This is a genomic window from Arthrobacter sp. MDT2-34-1, assembly GCF_059091365.1.
In genome coordinates, this window is the sequence record NZ_JBNHGO010000073.1 from 1 (window position 1) to 762 (window position 762).

At 61.8% G+C, this 762-nt stretch carries 2 protein-coding genes; both read left to right on the plus strand.

Annotation, left to right across the window (positions count from 1 at the left end):
• Positions 1-293, plus strand: a 293-nt coding sequence (locus tag AC5RVV_RS17675; RefSeq protein WP_494002655.1) for an enoyl-CoA hydratase/isomerase family protein, incomplete at its 5' end; no start/stop codon positions are given.
• A gap of 61 nt (positions 294-354) precedes the next feature.
• Positions 355-762 (plus strand): phosphate acyltransferase (locus AC5RVV_RS17680; RefSeq protein ID WP_494002656.1); only part of this gene is annotated, 408 nt, incomplete at its 3' end.

Consider the following 762-nt stretch of genomic DNA (forward strand, 5'->3'; position numbering starts at 1 on the left):
TGGCCGTTTCGGTCATGGGGAACCCCATCGGCGCTGCAGAGGCTCAAGCCATTGGCCTGGTGCAGAACGTGGTGCCTTCCGTCGAGTTCGAAGACTTCATCACCGGGTTCCTTGAGTCGGCCAACGCTGTTCCGGCTGATGTGTTGCGGTGGGGCAAGATGGCGATCCGCTCAGCGATGACCTCCGATTATCGCGGTGGCCTCGAAACGGGCTCGTCGCTTCGCGCGCTGCTCTTCGCTTCCCCGGCCTTTCATGGAGGAGTCACGAACTTCATCAATCGCAAACAGGGGTGAACAGGTGCGCACGTTCGAGTCAGTAGAAGAGCTTATTCGGAGTGGCCCGCCAGGGCGTGCCGTGGTCGTTGAGCCGTATGCCCGCGAGGCGGTCGAGGCCATCGTTGACGAAGTCCGCGAGTTCGGAAGCTCGGCCTACCTTGTTGGAGATGAATCCCGCATTCGGAGCGAATTGAACGCGCTTCACGCCGCGAGCCTAGATATTGAGGTTATCGCCTCAAGGAATTCAGCGCATGCGGTGGCCACCGCCGTGGGGCTGGTCAAGGAGGGCTGCGCAGACTTCGTCGTCAAGGGTTCCCTCGCGACTGCCACGCTCCTGCAGGGGATGCTCGGGCGCGATCGACTGGGTACCGGGCGGGTCGCCAGTCACCTCTATGTGATTGAAGCGCCCGCCTACCGTGGTCGCATGATCGCGATCACCGACGCCGGCGTCAACATCCATCCTGACCTAGCGACGAAAGCCGACATT